Origin of the sequence: Niallia sp. FSL W8-0635, assembly GCF_038007965.1 — a bacterium.
Classification (GTDB): Bacteria; Bacillota; Bacilli; order Bacillales; family Cytobacillaceae; genus Niallia.
Genome location: NZ_JBBOYD010000001.1, coordinates 479638 through 500835, shown reverse-complemented (window position 1 = coordinate 500835; position 21198 = coordinate 479638). Strand labels below are relative to the sequence as shown.

12 protein-coding genes, 5 rRNA genes and 1 pseudogene are annotated in these 21198 nt (G+C 42.3%); 7 read left to right on the top strand and 11 right to left on the bottom strand.

Annotated features, from left to right (window positions below; translation table 11 throughout):
• Positions 1–76: 76 nt before the first annotated feature.
• The 4 genes from NYE52_RS02560 to NYE52_RS02545 all read right to left on the bottom strand — a co-directional run bounded on the left by NYE52_RS02560 (position 77) and on the right by NYE52_RS02545 (position 6154).
• Positions 77–3011 (bottom strand): 23S ribosomal RNA (locus tag NYE52_RS02560).
• Between the two features lie 217 nt (positions 3012–3228).
• Positions 3229–4776, bottom strand: a 16S ribosomal RNA gene (locus tag NYE52_RS02555).
• Together the 16S and 23S rRNA genes form the textbook arrangement of a ribosomal RNA operon.
• Before the next feature lie 293 nt (positions 4777–5069).
• Positions 5070–5612 carry a 2'-5' RNA ligase family protein gene (locus NYE52_RS02550; RefSeq protein WP_341191625.1) on the bottom strand — a complete coding sequence of 181 codons (543 nt, stop codon included), beginning with the start codon at positions 5610–5612 and terminating at the stop codon, positions 5070–5072.
• Between the two features lie 14 nt (positions 5613–5626).
• Positions 5627–6154 carry an NUDIX hydrolase gene (locus tag NYE52_RS02545; protein ID WP_341191624.1) on the bottom strand — a complete coding sequence of 176 codons (528 nt, stop codon included), beginning with the start codon at positions 6152–6154 and terminating at the stop codon, positions 5627–5629.
• A 911-nt stretch (positions 6155–7065) separates the two neighbouring features.
• Between NYE52_RS02545 and sigY the strand changes: the two genes are divergently transcribed.
• The 7 genes and pseudogenes from sigY to NYE52_RS02510 all read left to right on the top strand — a co-directional run bounded on the left by sigY (position 7066) and on the right by NYE52_RS02510 (position 10187).
• On the top strand, positions 7066–7599 hold the full coding sequence (gene sigY, locus NYE52_RS02540; protein ID WP_341191623.1) for an RNA polymerase sigma factor SigY: 534 nt from the start codon (positions 7066–7068) through the stop codon (positions 7597–7599).
• On the top strand, positions 7592–7816 hold the full coding sequence (locus NYE52_RS02535; RefSeq protein ID WP_341191622.1) for a DUF5345 family protein: 225 nt from the start codon (positions 7592–7594) through the stop codon (positions 7814–7816). The genes sigY and NYE52_RS02535 overlap by 8 nt, the downstream gene beginning before the upstream one ends.
• 96 nt (positions 7817–7912) lie before the next feature.
• Positions 7913–8119, top strand: a complete 207-nt coding sequence (locus NYE52_RS02530) for a transcriptional regulator (RefSeq protein WP_341191621.1) — start codon at positions 7913–7915, stop codon at positions 8117–8119.
• Positions 8120–8187: 68 nt separating this feature from the next.
• Positions 8188–8322 (top strand): PLD nuclease N-terminal domain-containing protein, encoded by a 135-nt coding sequence (locus tag NYE52_RS02525; RefSeq protein WP_082169286.1) that lies wholly within the window; start codon positions 8188–8190, stop codon positions 8320–8322.
• A 12-nt stretch (positions 8323–8334) separates the two neighbouring features.
• Positions 8335–8877: pseudogene (locus tag NYE52_RS02520) on the top strand (ABC transporter ATP-binding protein); the annotation flags it as partial.
• A gap of 174 nt (positions 8878–9051) precedes the next feature.
• Entirely contained in the window at positions 9052–9414 is a 363-nt protein-coding gene (locus NYE52_RS02515; protein ID WP_341191620.1) for an ATP-binding protein DrrA1-3 family domain-containing protein, read from the top strand.
• Positions 9411–10187, top strand: coding sequence for an ABC transporter permease (locus tag NYE52_RS02510; RefSeq protein WP_341191619.1), 777 nt, complete (start codon positions 9411–9413; stop codon positions 10185–10187). Before NYE52_RS02515 ends, NYE52_RS02510 begins: the two co-directional genes overlap by 4 nt.
• Positions 10188–10453: 266 nt before the next feature.
• On the opposite strand, the gene NYE52_RS02505 is transcribed toward NYE52_RS02510, so the two are convergent.
• The 7 genes from NYE52_RS02505 to glcT form a co-directional block, all read right to left on the bottom strand.
• Entirely contained in the window at positions 10454–11662 is a 1209-nt protein-coding gene (locus NYE52_RS02505) for an MFS transporter (protein WP_341191618.1), read from the bottom strand.
• Between the two features lie 94 nt (positions 11663–11756).
• A complete protein-coding gene (locus NYE52_RS02500; protein WP_341191617.1) occupies positions 11757–12203 on the bottom strand; it encodes a MarR family transcriptional regulator in 447 nt (148 codons plus the stop codon).
• A gap of 153 nt (positions 12204–12356) precedes the next feature.
• Positions 12357–12473 (bottom strand): 5S ribosomal RNA (gene rrf, locus NYE52_RS02495).
• A 94-nt stretch (positions 12474–12567) separates the two neighbouring features.
• A 23S ribosomal RNA gene (locus tag NYE52_RS02490) occupies positions 12568–15502 on the bottom strand.
• A 360-nt stretch (positions 15503–15862) separates the two neighbouring features.
• Positions 15863–17410, bottom strand: a 16S ribosomal RNA gene (locus NYE52_RS02485).
• A gap of 579 nt (positions 17411–17989) precedes the next feature.
• Positions 17990–20059: a glucose-specific PTS transporter subunit IIBC gene (gene ptsG / locus NYE52_RS02480; protein WP_341191616.1), complete on the bottom strand. Its 2070-nt coding sequence runs from the start codon at positions 20057–20059 to the stop codon at positions 17990–17992.
• A 188-nt stretch (positions 20060–20247) separates the two neighbouring features.
• Positions 20248–21090: a glucose PTS transporter transcription antiterminator GlcT gene (glcT, locus tag NYE52_RS02475; RefSeq protein ID WP_341191615.1), complete on the bottom strand. Its 843-nt coding sequence runs from the start codon at positions 21088–21090 to the stop codon at positions 20248–20250.
• Positions 21091–21198: the final 108 nt, after the last annotated feature.

Genomic DNA, 21198 nt, shown 5'->3' with positions numbered 1-21198 from the left:
AGTTATTCCCTCAAAACTAGATTATGAAGTAAAGATAAGAAATGAGTAATCTTACTTAGCTTACGCTAAGATTTTTTTAGTTAAGTCCTCGATCTATTAGTATCAGTCAGCTCCACATGTCGCCACGCTTCCACCTCTGACCTATCAACCTGATCATCTTTCAGGGATCTTACTAGCTTACGCTATGGGAAATCTCATCTTGAGGGGGGCTTCATGCTTAGATGCTTTCAGCACTTATCCCTTCCGCACATAGCTACCCAGCGATGCCTTTGGCAAGACAACTGGTACACCAGCGGTGCGTCCATCCCGGTCCTCTCGTACTAAGGACAGCTCCTCTCAAATTTCCTACGCCCACGACGGATAGGGACCGAACTGTCTCACGACGTTCTGAACCCAGCTCGCGTACCGCTTTAATGGGCGAACAGCCCAACCCTTGGGACCGACTACAGCCCCAGGATGCGATGAGCCGACATCGAGGTGCCAAACCTCCCCGTCGATGTGGACTCTTGGGGGAGATAAGCCTGTTATCCCCGGGGTAGCTTTTATCCGTTGAGCGATGGCCCTTCCATGCGGAACCACCGGATCACTAAGCCCGACTTTCGTCCCTGCTCGACTTGTAGGTCTCGCAGTCAAGCTCCCTTGTGCCTTTACACTCTACGAATGATTTCCAACCATTCTGAGGGAACCTTTGGGCGCCTCCGTTACTTTTTAGGAGGCGACCGCCCCAGTCAAACTGCCCACCTGACACTGTCTCCCACCCCGATAAGGGGTGCGGGTTAGAATGTCAATACAGCCAGGGTAGTATCCCACCAATGCCTCCACCGAAGCTGGCGCTCCGGCTTCCAAGGCTCCTACCTATCCTGTACAAGCTGTACCAAAATTCAATATCAGGCTGCAGTAAAGCTCCACGGGGTCTTTCCGTCCTGTCGCGGGTAACCTGCATCTTCACAGGTACTATAATTTCACCGAGTCTCTCGTTGAGACAGTGCCCAGATCGTTACACCTTTCGTGCGGGTCGGAACTTACCCGACAAGGAATTTCGCTACCTTAGGACCGTTATAGTTACGGCCGCCGTTTACTGGGGCTTCAATTCAGAGCTTCGCGCGAACGCTAACCCCTCCTCTTAACCTTCCAGCACCGGGCAGGTGTCAGCCCCTATACTTCGCCTTGCGGCTTCGCAGAGACCTGTGTTTTTGCTAAACAGTCGCCTGGGCCTATTCACTGCGGCTCTCTCGGGCTTTAACACCCAAAAGAGCACCCCTTCTCCCGAAGTTACGGGGTCATTTTGCCGAGTTCCTTAACGAGAGTTCTCTCGCTCACCTTAGGATTCTCTCCTCGCCTACCTGTGTCGGTTTGCGGTACGGGCACCATAAATCTCGCTAGAGGCTTTTCTTGGCAGTGTGGAATCAGGAACTTCGGTACTATATTTCCCTCGCCGTCACAGCTCCGCCGTATGGTAATGGGATTTGCCTCATTACCGGCCTAACTGCTTGGACGTGCTAATCCAACAGCACGCTTACCCTATCCTCCTGCGTCCCCCCATTGCTCAAACGATTTAAAGGTGGTACAGGAATATCAACCTGTTGTCCATCGCCTACGCTTTTCAGCCTCGGCTTAGGTCCCGACTAACCCTGAGCGGACGAGCCTTCCTCAGGAAACCTTAGGCATTCGGTGGATGAGATTCTCACTCATCTTTCGCTACTCATACCGGCATTCTCACTTCTAAGCGCTCCACCAGTCCTTACGGTCTAGCTTCAACGCCCTTAGAACGCTCTCCTACCACTGACATCATAGATGTCAATCCACAGCTTCGGTGATACGTTTAGCCCCGGTACATTTTCGGCGCAGAGTCACTCGACCAGTGAGCTATTACGCACTCTTTAAATGGTGGCTGCTTCTAAGCCAACATCCTGGTTGTCTAAGCAACTCCACATCCTTTTCCACTTAACGTATACTTTGGGACCTTAGCTGGTGGTCTGGGCTGTTTCCCTCTTGACCACGGATCTTATCACTCGTAGTCTGACTCCCAAGAATAAGTATTTGGCATTCGGAGTTTGTCTGAATTCGGTAACCCGATGGGGGCCCCTAGTCCAAACAGTGCTCTACCTCCAATACTCTAAATCTTGAGGCTAGCCCTAAAGCTATTTCGGAGAGAACCAGCTATCTCCAAGTTCGATTGGAATTTCTCCGCTACCCACACCTCATCCCCGCACTTTTCAACGTGCGTGGGTTCGGGCCTCCATCCAGTGTTACCTGGACTTCACCCTGGACATGGGTAGATCACCTGGTTTCGGGTCTACAACCACATACTATTTCGCCCTATTCAGACTCGCTTTCGCTGCGGCTCCGTCTTATCAACTTAACCTCGCATGTAATCGTAACTCGCCGGTTCATTCTACAAAAGGCACGCTATCACCCATAAAAGGGCTCTAACTACTTGTAGGCACACGGTTTCAGGATCTATTTCACTCCCCTTCCGGGGTGCTTTTCACCTTTCCCTCACGGTACTGGTTCACTATCGGTCACTAGGGAGTATTTAGCCTTGGGAGATGGTCCTCCCTGCTTCCGACGGGATTTCTCGTGTCCCGCCGTACTCAGGATACACTCAAGAGGGAACGAAGTTTCGACTACAGGGTTTTTACCTTCTACGACTGACCTTTCCAGATCGATTCGTCTACCCCGTTCCTTTGTAACTCCATATAGAGTGTCCTACAACCCCAAGAGGCAAGCCTCTTGGTTTGGGCTAATCCCGTTTCGCTCGCCGCTACTCAGGGAATCGCGTTTGCTTTCTCTTCCTCCGGGTACTTAGATGTTTCAGTTCCCCGGGTCTGCCTTCAGTACCCTATGTATTCAGGTAAAGATTCTATCCCATTACGGATAGAGGGTTTCCCCATTCGGAAATCTCTGGATCAAAGCTTACTTACAGCTCCCCAAAGCATATCGGTGTTAATCCCGTCCTTCATCGGCTCCTAGTGCCAAGGCATCCACCGTGCGCCCTTTCTAACTTAACTAATTGGCTTAAAAGCCTTAGTTTATTTCAATTCTTCTATTAAAATAGAGAATCTAAGATGGCGATTACTCGGTTTCTTTCTTGTTTTTACTATTCATAATCTAGTTTTCAAGGAACAATTGGCTTATTATAAGCCTACTTTTGAGGAATTGCTCCCTCAAAACTGAACAACAAATCGTCAACAATCTTTGATGGAATGTAAATTCCATTTTCCTTAGAAAGGAGGTGATCCAGCCGCACCTTCCGATACGGCTACCTTGTTACGACTTCACCCCAATCATCTATCCCACCTTAGGCGGCTGGCTCCTTACGGTTACCCCACCGACTTCGGGTGTTACAAACTCTCGTGGTGTGACGGGCGGTGTGTACAAGGCCCGGGAACGTATTCACCGCGGCATGCTGATCCGCGATTACTAGCGATTCCAGCTTCATGTAGGCGAGTTGCAGCCTACAATCCGAACTGAGAATGGTTTTATGGGATTTGCTCGGCGTCGCCGCTTTGCTGCCCTTTGTACCATCCATTGTAGCACGTGTGTAGCCCAGGTCATAAGGGGCATGATGATTTGACGTCATCCCCACCTTCCTCCGGTTTGTCACCGGCAGTCACCTTAGAGTGCCCAACTTAATGCTGGCAACTAAGATCAAGGGTTGCGCTCGTTGCGGGACTTAACCCAACATCTCACGACACGAGCTGACGACAACCATGCACCACCTGTCACTCTGTCCCCCGAAGGGGAACGTCCTATCTCTAGGAGTGTCAGAGGATGTCAAGACCTGGTAAGGTTCTTCGCGTTGCTTCGAATTAAACCACATGCTCCACCGCTTGTGCGGGCCCCCGTCAATTCCTTTGAGTTTCAGCCTTGCGGCCGTACTCCCCAGGCGGAGTGCTTAATGCGTTTGCTGCAGCACTAAAGGGCGGAAACCCTCTAACACTTAGCACTCATCGTTTACGGCGTGGACTACCAGGGTATCTAATCCTGTTTGCTCCCCACGCTTTCGCGCCTCAGCGTCAGTTACAGACCAAAGAGTCGCCTTCGCCACTGGTGTTCCTCCACATCTCTACGCATTTCACCGCTACACGTGGAATTCCACTCTTCTCTTCTGCACTCAAGTCCCCCAGTTTCCAATGACCCTCCACGGTTGAGCCGTGGGCTTTCACATCAGACTTAAAGGACCGCCTGCGCGCGCTTTACGCCCAATAATTCCGGACAACGCTTGCCACCTACGTATTACCGCGGCTGCTGGCACGTAGTTAGCCGTGGCTTTCTGGTTAGGTACCGTCAAGGTACAAGCAGTTACTCTTGTACTTGTTCTTCCCTAACAACAGAGTTTTACGATCCGAAAACCTTCATCACTCACGCGGCGTTGCTCCGTCAGACTTTCGTCCATTGCGGAAGATTCCCTACTGCTGCCTCCCGTAGGAGTCTGGGCCGTGTCTCAGTCCCAGTGTGGCCGATCACCCTCTCAGGTCGGCTACGCATCGTTGCCTTGGTGAGCCGTTACCTCACCAACTAGCTAATGCGCCGCGGGCCCATCTGTAAGTGACAGCGTAAACCGTCTTTCAGCTTTTCCACATGAGTAGAAAAGGATTATCCGGTATTAGCTCCGGTTTCCCGAAGTTATCCCAGTCTTACAGGCAGGTTGCCCACGTGTTACTCACCCGTCCGCCGCTAACTTTAAAAGCAAGCTTTTAAAGTCCGCTCGACTTGCATGTATTAGGCACGCCGCCAGCGTTCGTCCTGAGCCAGGATCAAACTCTCCAATAAAGAGTTGATTAGCTCAAATGCTAAACTCTAGCTTTTTGTTACTTGTTTTTTTGTTCTATAACGTTAGTTATAAAACAATTATTGTTGACGTTTGTTTGTTCAGTTTTCAAAGAGCAATTTGTTTGTTGCTATCAGAAGCAACTTTTATACAATATCATATTTATTAAGCGAAAGTCAATAACTTTTTCGAAATAACTGTTCACTATTAAATTATCATATTACGTTGCTGTTAGAAGTAACTTTTATATAATAACAATTATATTTCAAATCGTCAACTGTTTTTTACGTTTTTTTTACAATTCTATTAAACTCTTAGAATAAATAACTGGAGCATGTTTTGAACTATCTACTCTAATTAATCCTATTCGGTTAATTTCCCCTTCTAACCTTCCACTTATGTTTAAACAATGTCCATATGCTTCCTTTAGCTTTTCTTCAGAAAGTCTATTAGCCAAGGTACAATGCGGAACCCATTTACCAGGAAGATATACCGACTCTTCACCTTTTTGAAACGAAGCAAAATAGCTATGATGATTAGAATGTAACTCCATTAACTCTTTCGTTACGGTTGGGGAGTAAAATAACGTTTTTGTATTTATAAAAGATCCTAGCGCTTGAAATTCAACTTGGATTTTTCTCTTATCTTTATAGAATGCTTCCATCTCCTTTATAAAATCTGTGACAGAAACTTCCTTATAGCTTGCTAGTGTAATATGAGGTACTCTATCCTCCACTTCATTCGCATAATAGGAGATTTCATTACTTTCTAAGTCTTCCCATATCCTTTTTATTCTTTGTTCTAATACTGCATCAAATAATGCAATTACAGCATACATCCCACTCTTCTCCTTTAGTATAAAAAGTCTTTTATTTTCTTCAAAACCAAATTTTCTCTAGCAACCCATGGATTGCAATTAAATTGAGACACAGCATATTCATTTTCTTCTATAGCCTTACCCACGGATATCCATACAGGTTTAAAATCGAGTTCAAACTCATACGCATCTAACTCTTTTTCCACTTTTCCCTTATTCGTAAGCTCACACATGTAATAATGAGATACCATTTGAAAATATGCTTGCTTATCGTCCTGATCTACTTGATTTTCTATTACTTTCCCCATACATTCTTTAACTGTGCAATGAGTATAACCAGTTTCTTCTTTTACCTCCCTCCATAGCGCTTCTTCCAGTCCTTCATTTCCTTCCAGTCCTTCATTTCCTTCAACTCCTCCCCCTGGAAATTTAAAGTCACCTTTATTTGTTTGCATAAGTAAAACCTTTTGCTTTTCAATTATTACAGCCCTTACCGCTACTCGCCGATGAATCTTATGATGTTCATCGCTTATATCCAGACCAATCCTTTCATTAAACCGCATCTTATAACCCCTTCTATTCTTACTGTTTTGATTCCCATGAAAGATTTTAATAATAAAAGTACGATTTGGTACTTTCAAAGTCTCATACGGCTCTAAGAAAAAAGAATTATCATAAACTACTTTTTCTAAACTAATTTCTATTTTCTCCTTATCTATATTTGCATTTGCATATGAAGCTATTTTGAAGATTCCACCCCAAAGATTCTGGATTTAGAAAAGTCGTTTTTTTGCTTTTTAAAAAACGAACGGGATGATTGTGTCCAAAACAGATCAACTCTTTATTATACCCTTTAAATAAATCGTTAATAGGTTTGAATGACGGTTCAACAATTTCACTAAAGGGTTCTTAGCTAATATAACTATTTCGTTTTGATTCTTTTATATGATAATGTGTAAATAGAACCGAATGACCTTCTATTATTGTATCAATAGTTCGTGGTAACTTTTCTTACTTAGGAATATAGGATTTATTCATTTTATCTATGATCCATTGATGATGTACTTTGGTGCGCGTATGACTGAGAGGATACTCTTCTCTTTTAAGTAGCGCCAGAATCGCTTCATCATGGTTACCTGTGATCATTGAAATTTCCTTTGTAAACCCTTCTCTCAATCATTCATCTTACTTCTCTCATATATTTAACTACATTCCGATTTTTGACCGTATCTCTGTATTTTCCAACACCTAAAAAGTCTATGAACACCAATTTTTTTCAAAAAAGTTCAGAATTACATAAATTTAATAGAAGTTTAACATACATCCTATTATTGAGTACACCTCACTTTCTCTAATTTAAGGAGGCATTATCGTAAAATAAATGTAGCCTTAAAAAATTATTTATATTTAATGAACGATTTACTGAGATTAACCGGCTTATGATTTGAAAAAGAAAGGAGGCATCGATTTAACTTTGGACAACGAGAAAAGACTTATTAAACTTGCAAAGGAAGGAAATGAAGATGCCTTCATAGATTTATTTCAATTACACTATTCATTCCTATATAAATATTTACTAAAACTTACTTTAAATGAAGAAATAAGTTCAGATCTTACACAGGATACCATGCTTAAATGCTACGAAAACCTTAACTCTTTTAAGGGAGACAGTAAGTTCTCAACCTGGATGATTTCTATTGCTTCACGACTATATATCGACCAACTTCGAAAAAAGAAACGGGAAGTCAATTGGATAAATCAAACAAAAATAGCTTTATCACGACAACTAACATGGAAAGCGAATTCCAAAGGGATAGAATGGAGTGACACATTTACTGATTTCAATAATTTAGAAGCAGAGTTTCGAATACCCATCCTTCTTCATCACTATTACGGCTACACATATGAAGAAATTGGTAAACTACTTCATATAAAAACAGGAACAGTTAAATCTCGAGTTCACAGCGGCATCATGAAACTTAGAAAGGAGTGGACAGTCCATGACTAATGATCAAGATCAGACAGATAAGCTAATTGAGGATCTGCAGAAGAATTGGAATCATCTTGAAAACCTTCCTATCAGTAAGGAATCTTCTTCATTTTTCCTAAAAGAACAGTTGCAAAACTACCAACAGAAAAGGAAAAAAGCTTTCTATAAAGAATTAAAGCTGTTTATAATAACAGCATCCTTTTACTTAGCAGTTTATCATTTATCGCATTCCTAGCCCTTCATACTATAGTCATTATGGAGGTGGTATCTATTATAGTTGCTCCTATAATCTACCTTATATTAATGCGAAAACAAGAAGGGGAGATATTTGATGACAGAAATTTATCCTTATTTATTATTTCTACTTATCCTCGCTCTGTTAGCACAGGGAACTTTTCTGTTTATTCATGCGAAAAAAAATGCAAGCATTGCATGGTTTTGGGGAATTTGGGGATTGATTTCGCTTCCACTTCCATCAATTCTTTACTTCCTACTTATTATCTTGCCTAAAAAAAGAAAAGTACGAAAGGAGAAATAACTTTGGAAGAATTATTACAAGTAAACTGGTCATTAATAGCTCCCGTCCTTATTCTCCAATTCATATTAATGCTCACTGCTCTCATTAGCTGCATCAAGCAAGAAGAAACAAACGGACCAAAATGGTTATGGATTCTACTTATCCTAATCGTTAGTTTATTCGGATCCATTTTATATTTTGTAATAGGAAGAAAAAATACTTAAGGAGGCATTAAGATGTTCGTACAAGTGAATCAATTACAAAAGCGTTTTAATGACCATCAAGCGATTAAAGGAATCACTTTTCACATTAAAAAAGGTCGTTGCACAGCACTATTAGGGCCAAATGGAGCTGGTAAGACAACCACGCTTCATATGCTTGCGGGTTTGCTATCCCCGACAAAAGGCTCTATATCTTATAACGGAGAAAAGGATTATCGTAAACATATTGGTTTTATGCCCCAACATCCCACTTTTTTTAATTGGATGACTCCCGTGGAATTTCTGTATTTCGCTGGAAAACTATCAGGTGTTCCTAAACAATGTTTAAAAGAATACATTAATAACAGCCTTTCATTCGTTGGGCTAACAGAGGTAAAGAACCGAAAGATCGGAGGTTTTTCTGGCGGAATGAAGCAACGGCTCGGATTAGCACAAGCTATTTTACATCAGCCAGAACTATTGATCCTAGACGAACCAGTTTCCGCCTTAGACCCTACAGGGAGAAGGGAAGTTTTAATACTTATGGAAAAATTAAAAGAAAGGATGACAATCCTTTTCAGGCTGTCGAGAAAGTCTCGACAGCTTTTTTCACAATTTCACTATACAACATATAGTGGTTTGATAATATCTTGCAAACCAAATGTCGTGGTCAAAATCAATTAAAACATCAAAAACCCCCTTTTTCAAAATCATACTTTTAAAAATAGGGGGTTTTTCTACAAGCTGGAAAGGATGACAATCCTTTTTTCCACACATGTCCTTCATGATGCAGAACAAGTTTGCGATGAAGTTCTTATGTTAAAGGAAGGAGAAATAAAGTGGGAGGGTTCTTTAATTGACTTAAAAAAAGCCTTTTCGCATACAGCTATCCATATTGAAACAATAGAACCTATAAAGAATGCATTAGAAGAATTAATAAAACCGGAAGCCATTCACTTTACGACTGATAATAATGCAACCATTTTAGAAATTACACCTTCTTTACAAACAAATGATTTATTAACTGCCCTAATAAGCAGAGGATACACAATACAACGATTTGAAGTTATGGAGGATTCTTTAGAGGATGCCTATATGAAGGTGGTAGACATATGAAAAACTTTTTAACTTTATTTCAAAAAGAAATGCTAGAAAGTAAAAGAAACGGGAAATGGATCTGGCTTCCAGTTGTAATGATGATTTTAGGCGTCTCCCAACCAATTTCAACTTACTATATGCCACAAATTATTGAAAAAGCTGGAAACCTGCCCGAGGGAGCGAAGATTGAATTCCCAGTTCCTACAGGGGCAGAAGTGCTCGCAGCTACTTTATCTCAATATGGAACAATTGGTACTCTTTTATTCGTCCTAGCCACGATGGGAATTATTTCTCATGAACGGCAAAATAATGTGCTTACCCTTATTATGGCACGTCCTATTTCTGCCTTTCAATACATAGCCAGTAAATGGTCAAGTCAAGTTATCATCGCATTATCTTCTCTGTTTTTAAGCTATGTTTTGACTTGGTACTATACTAATTTACTGTTTTCACCTGTTCGTTGGATGGATGTACTCACTAGCTTCCTAATATATAGCCTATGGATTATTTTTATTCTCACTTTCACAATTTGGATAGGAACACTCTTAAGAAATACTGGCGGTATCGCGGGCGTAAGCTTAACATTCCTAGCTACACTCTCATTACTTACTGGGCTTATATCCAAATATATGAAATGGAGTCCTGCTACACTCCGAAATGAAGCAACAAACATTTTAATGAACAACCAAAGTCTCGACCCATTCCTTCTACCTGTTTTTACAACTATCGGATTATCAGTAATTTTTTTAGCACTAGCAGTATACACATTTAAACGATTGGAGCGTTTCTAATAAGGTCACCCTATTTAAAAAATAAGAAAAGATTATGCTACCCCAAAAGAACTACTTATACCAATTCTACCCATAAGCATCTAACAAATAGATGCTTATGGGTTTATATAGAATATAATCCATAGATAGATCTTTCTCCTCCCACTCCCCCTGTTTTATCGCTAAACTGTTAGTTATTCATTCAATGTGTATACATCTCAAAATTAATCGAAGACTAGCTGAAGCATTATTATTTCCTATTATCCGTTATAGGATAATACTAAAAGTTATTTATAGCGGAACCACCAATGCTGCTTTGAAAAAACAAGAGCGGCAACTCCAATTAATATCACACCCATGATAGCTGGAGTAGAATGGCTAACTCTTCCATACAACTGTCCACCAATAATCGGTCCAATGAATCGAGCTAGCGATTGAATACTTTGAGAACCACCTAGGATACGTCCCTGTTCGTTAAGGTCAACGGATTTTGAAAGCATGCCATTAAATGCTGGACCAAAGATAGAATCTCCGAGTCCAAAGAAAATCATTCCTACGATAAAGACTGGATAATACGCATTGAATGCTGAAACAGCAATAAAACTAAAACCTATCATTTCACTTATCATACCTAAAAGTGCAATTTTTTCATCTGATAAATATTTAAGTAACCTTGGCATAATAATTGCTTGAGAGAAGATGTCAAGCACCCCTATTATTGAAAATACCAACCCGACAAGCAACGCCCGCCACGCGAATGTATCTATTGAAAATTGAGAGAAAATAGCTTGTAATGATCCATTAGGAATCCAAATTAAGAATCCAGCAATCATGAGCCATTTAACAAATTTAAAAGAAAAAACATTTGATAGTTGTATAAACGGATTAAGATATTTAGGAGAAATACTAGAAGAGCGTCTAGACTTTTCAAGACTTTCAGGCATAAAGAAATATCCATATATAGCATTGAATAATGTAATTACGGCGCCCGCATACATAGGTACACTATTCCCGAAATTCGCAAGTACCCCACCGATTGCAGGACCGAGAGTAGTCCCAACCCCGACAACCGCACTAATCCAACCAAAGTATTTAGTGCGTTCATTAGAAGGAGTGATATCAGCAAAGTAAGCAAAAATTGCTGATATTTCCCCCCCAGTTAAACCTTCTATGATTCGTCCAATAAAAAGGACCCAAAGCGCCCCTCCAAGGCCAAATACAAAATAGCCTAGAGCAGAACCGAGCAGACTAATAATTAAAACAGGACGACGGCCATATCTATCACTTAATGCTCCTAAGACCGGTGCTGCCAAGAATACAGAAAGTGCGTAGATAGAAGAAAGCAATGTTACCGCCGTAGCCTGAGCGCTTGGATTACTGGTATAAGATTTTACTAAAAAAGGTAAAACGGGGATTACAATAGTCAATCCCATACCAGTTAAAAAGACTGAGATAAACCCAAATGTTAGTGCATGTTTATTGATTGAAGTCTTCATACTATTTCCCCTTTTTTGTTTCTTTGTCAACAAAAAAAGTTTACCCTATTATTGTTTCCTCGTCAACAATAAACAAAAATAAAAAAATACCACTTTATCTCGTGATATTTTTCAAATGATACCTGTATCGACCAATGAAACGAAAAATAGTATCAAATTCATCATCAGTCATATTTTTAAATACTTCTTTGTCACGTTTAAGAAACAGCCCATGTAATTCTTGATGGATATTATTTATTTTCTGCCCATTAGCTGTTAACCGAAAATATATTTCTTTTTTATTTTCAGCATTTTGATAACTCTCAATAATATTTTTAGCTAGAAGCTTCTTGGTGAGCTTACTTATTGCGCCTCGAGTCATATAACTTGCAGCTGCAAGTTTTGTCACATTTGCATTTGGGATTAGGGCGATATTTTCGATTAATTCTATTTCATTCAATGTATATCCATTTAGGGCCGATTCAAGTTCCGGTTTATTAAGCCAAATTATTTCATTGCATAAATCCATAAGCTCGCTCATTAACTGCTGTCTTTTATCCATGATAAATCCTCCCTGATTTATATTCAGTATACCCAGATTTTGTTTCTGTCGCAACAAAGTGTAACGATACTAAGGAAATATAATATTACGAAATACTACTTTTTCCACACAAAAAAACCTAAAGGCTTAATTACCTTTAGGTTTTTTCAATTTGCCTGGCGACGTCCTACTCTCACAGGGGGAGAACCCCCAACTACCATCGGCGCTGAGAAGCTTAACTTCCGTGTTCGGTATGGGAACGGGTGTGACCTTCTCGCTATCGCCACCAGACTTATTTAGTTAGAGAATTGTTCTCTCAAAACTAAATCATTTTAGAAGTAAACCATTTTGCCAAGTAATCTTACTTAGCTTGCGCTAAGATTTTTTAGTTAAGTCCTCGATCTATTAGTATCAGTCAGCTCCACATGTCGCCACGCTTCCACCTCTGACCTATCAACCTGATCATCTTTCAGGGATCTTACTAGCTTACGCTATGGGAAATCTCATCTTGAGGGGGGCTTCATGCTTAGATGCTTTCAGCACTTATCCCTTCCGCACATAGCTACCCAGCGATGCCTTTGGCAAGACAACTGGTACACCAGCGGTGCGTCCATCCCGGTCCTCTCGTACTAAGGACAGCTCCTCTCAAATTTCCTACGCCCACGACGGATAGGGACCGAACTGTCTCACGACGTTCTGAACCCAGCTCGCGTACCGCTTTAATGGGCGAACAGCCCAACCCTTGGGACCGACTACAGCCCCAGGATGCGATGAGCCGACATCGAGGTGCCAAACCTCCCCGTCGATGTGGACTCTTGGGGGAGATAAGCCTGTTATCCCCGGGGTAGCTTTTATCCGTTGAGCGATGGCCCTTCCATGCGGAACCACCGGATCACTAAGCCCGACTTTCGTCCCTGCTCGACTTGTAGGTCTCGCAGTCAAGCTCCCTTGTGCCTTTACACTCTACGAATGATTTCCAACCATTCTGAGGGAACCTTTGGGCGCCTCCGTTACTTTTTAGGAGGCGACCGCCCCAGTCAAACTGCCCACCTGACACTGTCTCCCACCCCGATAAGGGGTGCGGGTTAGAATGTCAATACAGCCAGGGTAGTATCCCACCAATGCCTCCACCGAAGCTGGCGCTCCGGCTTCCAAGGCTCCTACCTATCCTGTACAAGCTGTACCAAAATTCAATATCAGGCTGCAGTAAAGCTCCACGGGGTCTTTCCGTCCTGTCGCGGGTAACCTGCATCTTCACAGGTACTATAATTTCACCGAGTCTCTCGTTGAGACAGTGCCCAGATCGTTACACCTTTCGTGCGGGTCGGAACTTACCCGACAAGGAATTTCGCTACCTTAGGACCGTTATAGTTACGGCCGCCGTTTACTGGGGCTTCAATTCAGAGCTTCGCGCGAACGCTAACCCCTCCTCTTAACCTTCCAGCACCGGGCAGGTGTCAGCCCCTATACTTCGCCTTGCGGCTTCGCAGAGACCTGTGTTTTTGCTAAACAGTCGCCTGGGCCTATTCACTGCGGCTCTCTCGGGCTTTAACACCCAAAAGAGCACCCCTTCTCCCGAAGTTACGGGGTCATTTTGCCGAGTTCCTTAACGAGAGTTCTCTCGCTCACCTTAGGATTCTCTCCTCGCCTACCTGTGTCGGTTTGCGGTACGGGCACCATAAATCTCGCTAGAGGCTTTTCTTGGCAGTGTGGAATCAGGAACTTCGGTACTATATTTCCCTCGCCGTCACAGCTCCGCCGTATGGTAATGGGATTTGCCTCATTACCGGCCTAACTGCTTGGACGTGCTAATCCAACAGCACGCTTACCCTATCCTCCTGCGTCCCCCCATTGCTCAAACGATTTAAAGGTGGTACAGGAATATCAACCTGTTGTCCATCGCCTACGCTTTTCAGCCTCGGCTTAGGTCCCGACTAACCCTGAGCGGACGAGCCTTCCTCAGGAAACCTTAGGCATTCGGTGGATGAGATTCTCACTCATCTTTCGCTACTCATACCGGCATTCTCACTTCTAAGCGCTCCACCAGTCCTTACGGTCTAGCTTCAACGCCCTTAGAACGCTCTCCTACCACTGACATCATAGATGTCAATCCACAGCTTCGGTGATACGTTTAGCCCCGGTACATTTTCGGCGCAGAGTCACTCGACCAGTGAGCTATTACGCACTCTTTAAATGGTGGCTGCTTCTAAGCCAACATCCTGGTTGTCTAAGCAACTCCACATCCTTTTCCACTTAACGTATACTTTGGGACCTTAGCTGGTGGTCTGGGCTGTTTCCCTCTTGACCACGGATCTTATCACTCGTAGTCTGACTCCCAAGAATAAGTATTTGGCATTCGGAGTTTGTCTGAATTCGGTAACCCGATGGGGGCCCCTAGTCCAAACAGTGCTCTACCTCCAATACTCTAAATCTTGAGGCTAGCCCTAAAGCTATTTCGGAGAGAACCAGCTATCTCCAAGTTCGATTGGAATTTCTCCGCTACCCACACCTCATCCCCGCACTTTTCAACGTGCGTGGGTTCGGGCCTCCATCCAGTGTTACCTGGACTTCACCCTGGACATGGGTAGATCACCTGGTTTCGGGTCTACAACCACATACTATTTCGCCCTATTCAGACTCGCTTTCGCTGCGGCTCCGTCTTATCAACTTAACCTCGCATGTAATCGTAACTCGCCGGTTCATTCTACAAAAGGCACGCTATCACCCATAAAAGGGCTCTAACTACTTGTAGGCACACGGTTTCAGGATCTATTTCACTCCCCTTCCGGGGTGCTTTTCACCTTTCCCTCACGGTACTGGTTCACTATCGGTCACTAGGGAGTATTTAGCCTTGGGAGATGGTCCTCCCTGCTTCCGACGGGATTTCTCGTGTCCCGCCGTACTCAGGATACACTCAAGAGGGAACGAAGTTTCGACTACAGGGTTTTTACCTTCTACGACTGACCTTTCCAGATCGATTCGTCTACCCCGTTCCTTTGTAACTCCATATAGAGTGTCCTACAACCCCAAGAGGCAAGCCTCTTGGTTTGGGCTAATCCCGTTTCGCTCGCCGCTACTCAGGGAATCGCGTTTGCTTTCTCTTCCTCCGGGTACTTAGATGTTTCAGTTCCCCGGGTCTGCCTTCAGTACCCTATGTATTCAGGTAAAGATTCTATCCCATTACGGATAGAGGGTTTCCCCATTCGGAAATCTCTGGATCAAAGCTTACTTACAGCTCCCCAAAGCATATCGGTGTTAATCCCGTCCTTCATCGGCTCCTAGTGCCAAGGCATCCACCGTGCGCCCTTTCTAACTTAACTTAGTTTCGACCAAAGATAAGCGGCGTATCTCTTCGTCAGCTCTCTCACTCTGCTCCTCACGTACTAGCGTACGCTCCGGTGCTCGCTCGGTCGCTTCCTTGACCTACTTGCTTCTCTTTGCTCTCAAATCTTCGAATAAGCATTCGATTAATACGATTACTTTTCAAAGAAGTAATTCTCTAAAATAGAGAATCTAAGATGGCGATTACTCGGTTTATCTTGGTTACTTCTATTTAATGATTTAGTTTTCAAAGAACAATTTCGGCTTATTATCAGCCTAATTTTGAGGAATTGCTCCCTCAAAACTGAACAACAAATCGTCAACAATCTTTGATGGAATGTAAATTCCATTTTCCTTAGAAAGGAGGTGATCCAGCCGCACCTTCCGATACGGCTACCTTGTTACGACTTCACCCCAATCATCTATCCCACCTTAGGCGGCTGGCTCCTTACGGTTACCCCACCGACTTCGGGTGTTACAAACTCTCGTGGTGTGACGGGCGGTGTGTACAAGGCCCGGGAACGTATTCACCGCGGCATGCTGATCCGCGATTACTAGCGATTCCAGCTTCATGTAGGCGAGTTGCAGCCTACAATCCGAACTGAGAATGGTTTTATGGGATTTGCTCGACCTCGCGGTTTTGCTGCCCTTTGTACCATCCATTGTAGCACGTGTGTAGCCCAGGTCATAAGGGGCATGATGATTTGACGTCATCCCCACCTTCCTCCGGTTTGTCACCGGCAGTCACCTTAGAGTGCCCAACTTAATGCTGGCAACTAAGATCAAGGGTTGCGCTCGTTGCGGGACTTAACCCAACATCTCACGACACGAGCTGACGACAACCATGCACCACCTGTCACTCTGTCCCCCGAAGGGGAACGTCCTATCTCTAGGAGTGTCAGAGGATGTCAAGACCTGGTAAGGTTCTTCGCGTTGCTTCGAATTAAACCACATGCTCCACCGCTTGTGCGGGCCCCCGTCAATTCCTTTGAGTTTCAGCCTTGCGGCCGTACTCCCCAGGCGGAGTGCTTAATGCGTTTGCTGCAGCACTAAAGGGCGGAAACCCTCTAACACTTAGCACTCATCGTTTACGGCGTGGACTACCAGGGTATCTAATCCTGTTTGCTCCCCACGCTTTCGCGCCTCAGCGTCAGTTACAGACCAAAGAGTCGCCTTCGCCACTGGTGTTCCTCCACATCTCTACGCATTTCACCGCTACACGTGGAATTCCACTCTTCTCTTCTGCACTCAAGTCCCCCAGTTTCCAATGACCCTCCACGGTTGAGCCGTGGGCTTTCACATCAGACTTAAAGGACCGCCTGCGCGCGCTTTACGCCCAATAATTCCGGACAACGCTTGCCACCTACGTATTACCGCGGCTGCTGGCACGTAGTTAGCCGTGGCTTTCTGGTTAGGTACCGTCAAGGTACAAGCAGTTACTCTTGTACTTGTTCTTCCCTAACAACAGAGTTTTACGATCCGAAAACCTTCATCACTCACGCGGCGTTGCTCCGTCAGACTTTCGTCCATTGCGGAAGATTCCCTACTGCTGCCTCCCGTAGGAGTCTGGGCCGTGTCTCAGTCCCAGTGTGGCCGATCACCCTCTCAGGTCGGCTACGCATCGTTGCCTTGGTGAGCCGTTACCTCACCAACTAGCTAATGCGCCGCGGGCCCATCTGTAAGTGACAGCGTAAACCGTCTTTCAGCTTTTCTACATGAGTAGAAAAGGATTATCCGGTATTAGCTCCGGTTTCCCGAAGTTATCCCAGTCTTACAGGCAGGTTGCCCACGTGTTACTCACCCGTCCGCCGCTAACTTTAAAAGCAAGCTTTTAAAGTCCGCTCGACTTGCATGTATTAGGCACGCCGCCAGCGTTCGTCCTGAGCCAGGATCAAACTCTCCAATAAAGAGTTGATTAGCTCATTGCTAAACTCTAGCTTTTGTTACTTTTTTTGTTTTACAACTAATTTATAAAACGATTATTGTTGACGTTTGTTTGTTCAGTTTTCAAAGAGCAATTTGTTTGTTGCTATCAGAAGCAACTTTTATATCATACCAACCTTTGATGAATAAGTCAATTACTTTTTCAAAATAATTTTCTTCCTTGCTATCAATCAAAGTAATCAATAGCTTTCATAAGGCTGTTTTTATATAATAACACCTGTTTACATTTTCGTCAACAAAAAACGAATAAAATTATATCTTTTTAAAATAACTTTGTTAATATAGCTATTCCCTCTATATCTATCATCTATCCAAAATATTATTTCAATAAAGTGAAACTTCCATCAGTTGGTGCTTTCCCCCCCCATACTGAAGTTTAAGAGCTGGATAAAATTAAGTATTAATTAACAAGTTATTACAATCCTTTAAACTCCAAGTAACCTTACTTCTCATTATTCCGTTTAACAATCGCTTTCTTCCCACAATCCCCCCTTATATATAGAAAAAACCCGATCAAAAGATCGAGTTTCTTCTATATATAATTACTTAGTAATCGTTACTACATCTTCATCTTTAAGTTCCACATTACCAAGCTTATTAATTTGTACTGATTCGCCCTCAGCTAGGTTTGTAAATACAACAGGTGTAATAGTAGATGTTGCATTTTCCTTAATATAGTCAAGATTCACTTTCAATAGAGGTTGACCTTGTTTTACTTGATCGTTCTCAGAAACAAGCGTTTCAAAACCTTCCCCTTTTAATTTAACTGTATCAATACCAAAGTGAATTAGAATTTCACGACCATTATCAGCTAAAATTCCAAGAGCATGCTTTGTAGGGAATAAGTTAACAATTTTTCCATCAACAGGTGACACAACTGTTCCTTCTGAAGGAATAATTGCAAAACCGTCTCCCATCATCTTACCTGCAAACACTGGATCTGGTACATCTGTAATGGAAACTAATTCTCCTTTAATAGGAGCAACGAAAGAGTCTTCACCTGTCACATTACCTTGTAATGCACTTGGATTAACATCTTCAATTTGTTCTTTCACTTCTTTATCCATAGATGGTTGCGAAGCTGGACGCGGTCTTTTACCACTAATGATATCTTTCATTTGACCTTTAATCGTTTCAGAACGAGGACCAAAAATTGCTTGAATGTTATTTCCAACTTCAAGTACTCCAGCAGCACCTAATGATTTCAAACGAGCTTTATCTACGGCTTTAATATCATTAACAGATACGCGAAGACGAGTAATACATGCATCTAAATGCGCAATATTTTCTTGTCCCCCCATAGCTTCTAATACATCATATGGAAGATCACTAGTTGTCCCTTTTGCACCACTTTCTGTTTCCTCTGATTCATCTTCTCTACCTGGTGTTTTCAGATTGAACTTGCGGATTGCAAAACGGAAACCAAAATAGTAAATGACAGCGAATACTAAACCAACAGGGATAATAATCCATGCATTTGTTTGTGGGTTAATAAGACCGAATAGTACATAGTCGATTAAACCGCCAGAGAATGTCATACCGACTTTTACATTTAATAAATGCATTGTCATAAAAGATAGACCTGCAAAAACAGCATGAATTCCAAATAATACCGGAGCCACGAATAAGAATGAGAATTCTAACGGCTCTGTAATACCTGTTAAGAAAGAAGTTAATGCCGCTGATGCCATTAAACCACCAACTATTACTTTTTTCTCAGGACGAGCTTCATGATAAATAGCAAGTGCCGCAGCTGGTAATCCAAACATCATGAATGGGAATTTACCAGTCATAAATGTACCTGCAGTTAAGTTTTGAACACCATCTTTAATTTGGTTCATAAAGATAGCTTGGTCCCCTTTAACAATTGTTCCAGCATTCGTAGTGTAACTACCAAACTCGAACCAGAAAGGAGAATAGAAAATATGATGTAATCCAAAAGGAATCAACGATCTTTCAATTAGACCAAAGATAAACGCAGATAATGTTAAATTAGCACCCAACATATTTTCAGAGAAAACGTTTAGACCATGCTGGATTGGAGGCCAAATAACAATCATCAATAAACCTAAAATAACAGCACTTCCAGCTGTTGCAATCGGAACGAAACGTTTCCCTGCGAAGAATCCTAAGTAAGATGGCAATTCAATTTCAAAGAAACGATTATACATCGAGGCGGCGATAATACCGACAATGATACCCCCGAACACACCCGTTTGAAGAGTAGGAATTCCTAAAACAGCTGCATATTCTGTACTACCTACTAAAGCATCAGCATCAATTCCTAGAACTGTTCCCATAGTAACGTTCATAATAAGGAATCCAATAATAGCAGCTAGACCTGCTACACCTTCACCGCCAGCTAAACCAACAGCAACCCCAACCGCAAATAGTAAGGAAAGGTTACCAAAGATGATATTCCCAGCATCCTCCATAACGGACGCAACCATTTCTACTCCACTATTATTTAAAAATGGTGCAATATCAAGAAGCGTCGGATTTTGCAATGCATTACCAAATGCAAGCAAGATACCTGCCGCCGGAAGAATGGCAACTGGCAACATGAGCGCTTTACCAACTTTTTGTAAAACACCAAACAACTTTTTAAACATTTCGTTTTCCTCCTAAATCATTTTTTCGGCTCAAAAAAAGCGTTCTCAAACAAGAGTGAAAAACAAAAAAAGGCATGAGTGTAGATAGATTGAAATAAACGCTAAGGTTAGGTTACCCTAAAACATTTAAATCAATCATCTTTTTCACTCATGCCTGATCGTATCAGTAACACGTTATAAGATAATAACTATTTTATTTTTTTCTGAAGTCTTTGTAAATGCATCGTCAAATATACTGCTTCTGCATCAAAGACCGGCTTTTTAAGTACTTGTTGCATAACTTTTATGAGCTTCCACGCAAGATTATAGCACAGGGGATACTCAGTCTTCAATAGCAAAGTTATTTTTTCTGGTTCTTCCACTTTTTCCCCAGTATTTACCCTTTCAATCGTAAAACGTAAATGTCTTACTAAACGCATATAATCAATGCTATCTTTATCAATTTTTGTATCTAGTTGTGCTTCTATTAAATTCACAAGATGTGTAACTAACTGTGAATGTTGATTGACTTCTGATAAACTTTTGTTCATCATCGCACTATGAATATGCAATGCAATGAAACCGATTTCACCTACTGGTAACTGAAGCCCTGTTTGTTCACCGATTAATTTTACGACCTCTTCAGCGATCGAATACTCAAACGGGTACAATGCCTTTGTTTCAATCAGAAACGGATTATTCAATACTAGCCCTTTCGTAATACGGGATGAAGCAAACATAATATGATCTGTTAACGCAATATGAATATGCTCGTTCAACTTTGTATTTGTCTTGCTTTTAATCAGTTCTATAGATGAAACTATAACATCTAACAACTCATTATCCACCTGAGGTAGAAGCTTCAAGTAATTACTTTGATCCTTTTCATCCTTTAAAACAAACAGTTTCTCTACAACACTCACATCAATTGTATCTCCGCTTTTCTGATTAAAGCCTATTCCTTTCCCTATTAGCACTACTTCTCCATAGGACGGATGGTCTCCAATGAGCACATTATTATTCAGCGCTTTCTTTATTAGTAAATTAGGCATACTTTTTCCCCACTTCAACAGACTTCTCGGTAACTCAATGTTATTAAAGTCTTTATAGGAAGTCAACGAAAAAATGAGAAAAAGGGACATCCAAAACGGACATCCCTT

What these genes read in the sequence shown, in the direction of transcription:
- NYE52_RS02515 (WP_341191620.1), top strand. Translation starts at nt 9,052, where the DNA reads ATGACAATCCTTTTTTCCACACATGTCCTTCATGATGCAGAACAAGTT.
- ptsG (WP_341191616.1), bottom strand. Translation starts at nt 20,059, where the DNA reads ATGTTTAAAAAGTTGTTTGGTGTTTTACAAAAAGTTGGTAAAGCGCTC.
- NYE52_RS02530 (WP_341191621.1), top strand. Translation starts at nt 7,913, where the DNA reads ATGACAGAAATTTATCCTTATTTATTATTTCTACTTATCCTCGCTCTG.
- NYE52_RS02550 (WP_341191625.1), bottom strand. Translation starts at nt 5,612, where the DNA reads ATGTATGCTGTAATTGCATTATTTGATGCAGTATTAGAACAAAGAATA.
- glcT (WP_341191615.1), bottom strand. Translation starts at nt 21,090, where the DNA reads ATGCCTAATTTACTAATAAAGAAAGCGCTGAATAATAATGTGCTCATT.
- NYE52_RS02525 (WP_082169286.1), top strand. Translation starts at nt 8,188, where the DNA reads ATGCTCACTGCTCTCATTAGCTGCATCAAGCAAGAAGAAACAAACGGA.
- NYE52_RS02500 (WP_341191617.1), bottom strand. Translation starts at nt 12,203, where the DNA reads ATGGATAAAAGACAGCAGTTAATGAGCGAGCTTATGGATTTATGCAAT.
- NYE52_RS02510 (WP_341191619.1), top strand. Translation starts at nt 9,411, where the DNA reads ATGAAAAACTTTTTAACTTTATTTCAAAAAGAAATGCTAGAAAGTAAA.
- NYE52_RS02505 (WP_341191618.1), bottom strand. Translation starts at nt 11,662, where the DNA reads ATGAAGACTTCAATCAATAAACATGCACTAACATTTGGGTTTATCTCA.
- NYE52_RS02545 (WP_341191624.1), bottom strand. Translation starts at nt 6,154, where the DNA reads ATGCGGTTTAATGAAAGGATTGGTCTGGATATAAGCGATGAACATCAT.
- NYE52_RS02535 (WP_341191622.1), top strand. Translation starts at nt 7,592, where the DNA reads ATGACTAATGATCAAGATCAGACAGATAAGCTAATTGAGGATCTGCAG.